The sequence below is a fragment of the Bacillus sp. JJ1122 genome (genome assembly GCF_036964885.1).
Taxonomy (GTDB): domain Bacteria; phylum Bacillota; class Bacilli; order Bacillales; family Cytobacillaceae; genus Mesobacillus.
Genome location: NZ_JBALQL010000013.1, coordinates 23,714 through 27,438, shown reverse-complemented (window position 1 = coordinate 27,438; position 3,725 = coordinate 23,714). Strand labels below are relative to the sequence as shown.

3 protein-coding genes are annotated in these 3,725 nt (G+C 43.7%); 2 read left to right on the top strand and 1 reads right to left on the bottom strand.

All coding sequences use genetic code 11. The annotated features are described in order from the left end of the window. Nucleotides 1-71: 71 nt before the first annotated feature. A complete protein-coding gene (locus V7201_RS07780; protein WP_335376222.1) occupies nt 72-932 on the bottom strand; it encodes a sulfite exporter TauE/SafE family protein in 861 nt (286 codons plus the stop codon). A gap of 122 nt (nt 933-1,054) precedes the next feature. On the opposite strand from V7201_RS07780, the gene V7201_RS07775 reads away from it, so the two are divergent. Continuing rightward, entirely contained in the window at nt 1,055-1,633 is a 579-nt protein-coding gene (locus tag V7201_RS07775; RefSeq protein WP_335376221.1) for a YqaA family protein, read from the top strand. Between the two features lie 350 nt (nt 1,634-1,983). Then, nucleotides 1,984-3,624: a mechanosensitive ion channel gene (locus V7201_RS07770; RefSeq protein ID WP_335376220.1), complete on the top strand. Its 1,641-nt coding sequence runs from the start codon at nt 1,984-1,986 to the stop codon at nt 3,622-3,624. Nucleotides 3,625-3,725: the final 101 nt, after the last annotated feature.

Below are 3,725 nucleotides of genomic sequence, written 5' to 3'. Positions count from 1 at the left end.
GGCGCTGGAGCTGGACATTCTCGAAGTACATTTTATACTTTCTTATCCGTATAGAAAAAGGCTGAGAATCCTCAGCCTTTTTTTGGTATGTGTTTTGCTTGATTTATTTTCACAAAAGAACGGGCAAAGAAATAGACAATGAAGATGCTCATGATTGCCAGCCCTGTTTTATTTAAAGCAAACAGCTTCAGCACGGCTCCTGCAAGTGTAGCAAGGTAAAGCATGCCAAGCATCGCATTCATTTCCTTGTTCTGAAAATAACCCGTCAGCCTCGCGCCGAATTGAGAGCCAATCAGCCCGCCGGCGATCAGCATCAAGCCGATCACATAGTCGATATCGGTTTTGACAGCGTAGGAAACGAAACCAACACTCACGATCAGGAGAACTGCAAAAAGGCTTGTCCCAACAGCCTTCTTCGGATTAAATCCAAGCATCGTGATAATCAGCGGCACAATGATGAAGCCTCCTCCTACACCGAGCGCAGCAGAAGCGAAACCGCCGACAAATCCGATCGCCATTAATTTAGGCACTGAAAATGATTCGGGTGCGATGACGCCTTCGTCTGACTTTTTGCCCTGGCGAATCATACTGAACGCAAAATAAGCGAGCAATACGATATACATGAATGGGATCACGATATCATCCCAGCCACGGGCTTCAAGATAATAAACCATCGGTCTCGCCAGCTGTGTAGCCGCAATTCCGCTCGTTCCCATGATCAGTCCCTCTTTCCAGAGGATATTTTTCAGCTTAATATGGGCTGTGATTCCCGATAAAGAGGTTCCCACCGTAAAAAACAAGCTTGTCGCTTGAAGTGGAGAGAATCCCATCAGCAGTAAAATCGGCGTCAGGATGAACCCTCCCCCTACTCCAAAGAATCCCGACAAAACACTGATTAGTCCGCCAAGCACAAAGAAAAGTATGTATTCCATTTACAACATCCTTTTACATTCAAATTCTTCTTTAGGATACCATGTTCACTTGTAGAATTGGCTCTTAACGTTTCAGTAATGTTATACTTTCTACTATATCAACTTAAAGGAGTAACTGCTTAATGTCTGAATGGATACATACTTTTGAAGATTGGCTGCTTGAATTCGGCTCTGTTGGACTATTTATCGTGTCCTTTATGGAGTCCTCCTTCTTCCCAATCCCGCCTGACGTTTTGATGATCCCGATGGGAATCGCGAATCCTGACCGTGCGTTCTGGTACGCCTTCCTTACGACTGCCGGATCCGTTCTTGGGGCGCTGCTGGGATGGTATATCGGAAAAAAGGTTGGCCGGCCAATCCTGCGATATTTTATAAAAGAAGAAAAAATAATCAAGGTAGAAAAGTATTTTGAGAAATATGGCGCGATGGCAATCTTGATTGCTGGCTTCACGCCCATTCCATATAAAGTATTCACGATTTTCTCAGGAATCTCCCGAGTTAAGATCCCGACACTCATCATCTGGTCGATCATCGGCCGAGGAGCGCGATTCTTCCTTGAAGCCGCGATCATTGTTGCCCTTGGAGACAAGGCGATGCCGTTTATTGAAGAGAACTTTGCCATCCTGACAGCAGGTGTAGGCGTAGTGGCGATAGTTGGTTATCTGATTTACCTTTTTGTGCGCAAGGCAAAAAAAGCATGATGATTTCAGCCGGACCCAGGCGACTGGGTCCGGTTTTTTGTTATTGAGGAATTAGAAAAGAGCCTTTCCCCCTTCAAACCCGTACAATATCCAGCCTCAGGAATTCTCCTGTCTACAGCTCTTACAAGTCCTTTCCCATTGCTCAAAAATCCTTCAATGACGCATTCATATTCCTGGTGACTTCCAAAATACTTGTCAGAAGCAATATATCCACCCCTGTTTACATTGCCATCATTTGGGTAGATTAAAGTATGCTTGCTAGCTAACTAAGATTTTTTCCTAATAGATTCATTGTTTGCAGCGACAAGTTAGCTGACATCACAAAGCCAAATGAATAAGGAGTGAGAAGTTTGTACAATAATTTTTATAACAGTTGGGACGGCATCCTCGGCAAATTGCCAAATGTGCTGATCGCTCTTGCTGTCCTGTTAGTTGGATGGCTTGTGGCAAAATTGATTGAAAAAGCGGTTTATAAAGGACTGCAAAAAACAAGCCTTGATAACAAGCTTTTTTCTAACATGAATAACAAGAAATATTCAGCAGAGAAAATCATCAGTAAAATTGTCTATATTTTAATTCTAGTATTCGTCTTCATCATGTTCTTGAACATCCTGGATTTATATATTCTTACAGAGCCGCTCGTTGGAATGATTTCTACTATTACATCAGCGATCCCGAATATTTTAAAAGCAGGTCTTATTCTATTATTTGCCTGGCTGATTGCTTCAGGATTGAAATTCCTGATCCAAAAAGGCGGCAAGACATTAGGTGTACATGAAAAACTAAGCAAGTATAAGCTGACAGATGATAACATGCAAACAACAAGTGCAGTCGACAAAGTTGCTAACATCGTGTTCTATCTTGTCCTGCTGATGGCATTGCCGGCAGTTTTATCAGCACTCAATTTAGGCGGAGTATCCGAGCCGTTCGAAAACATGGTTCAGGGTATCCTGAGCTTCATCCCTAAATTATTCGCTGCTGCATTAATCCTAATCGTCGGTTATTTTGTCGCTAAAATTGTCCGCGATATCCTGACAAACTTCCTGCAAAGCATTGGAACCGAAAAATTAGTCCATCGTTTTGGGTTATCCCGCTTATTTGAGGGTACAAGTCTTTCTCGCGTAATCGGTACAATCGCTTTTGTATTCATCTTGATCCCGACTGTGATTGCAGCACTTGAGCGCCTAGATATTGAAGGAATCTCAACTCCGGCGATCGCTATGCTCAATGACATCCTGACGATGATTCCTAACATCGCCGTTGCGATTGTTCTCGTTTTAATTGGTATGTGGCTTGGCAAATGGCTTAAGAGGTTCACAACTGATTTATTAAGACGAATGGGTCTTGATTCCTATTTTAAAGGGATGGGCACAGCGAAGCGTCCAAACTCATTGAATTTCTCTGAAATCATCGGCTATATTGTCCAAATTTTCGTCGTCCTTTTATTTGTAGCGGAAGCACTGAATGTTGTGAAACTTGATTTCTTCGTGGGTCTCGCCACAGCTGTGATTGGTTATATTCCACACGTTGTAGCCGCGCTGGTCATCCTTGGAGTCGGCCTATGGCTTGGCAGTCTTGCGAAAAAAGTCCTTGGCAGCGTACTGCAGGGTGAATCCTCCAACGTGCTTGCCACGATCGCAAAGTATGCGATCATAACAATCTCTGTGTTTATGGCACTTGACCAATTAGGAGTAGCTCCATCTATTGTGAATGCAGCCTTCATCCTGACTCTAGGCGGACTCGCTTTAGCATTTGGACTGGCATTCGGACTTGGCGGCAAGAACTTCGCGTCAAAATATCTGGCTAAGTTCGATGATCAAATTGAAAAAACAAGCATCAATAAGGCAGCGGTCCAGCAGCAGAAAATGAAAAATAACAACCCTGTAAACCCTGGCCCACCGCAAACACCGCCGAACCTGAGCAATCTGAACCAGACAGGACCTAACAATCCATTGGATTTAAATAATAATCATGATCCACTGAACCCTTAATTGGCTTTTTTAAGGTAAATGCTGATTTTTAGCACCTGTTGATTAGAGCGGAGGGTACTCGACTCCTGCGGGATCAGCGGCCAAGGTGAGACCCCGTAGGA

What these genes read in the sequence shown, in the direction of transcription:
- V7201_RS07775 (WP_335376221.1), top strand. Translation starts at nt 1,055, where the DNA reads ATGTCTGAATGGATACATACTTTTGAAGATTGGCTGCTTGAATTCGGC.
- V7201_RS07780 (WP_335376222.1), bottom strand. Translation starts at nt 932, where the DNA reads ATGGAATACATACTTTTCTTTGTGCTTGGCGGACTAATCAGTGTTTTG.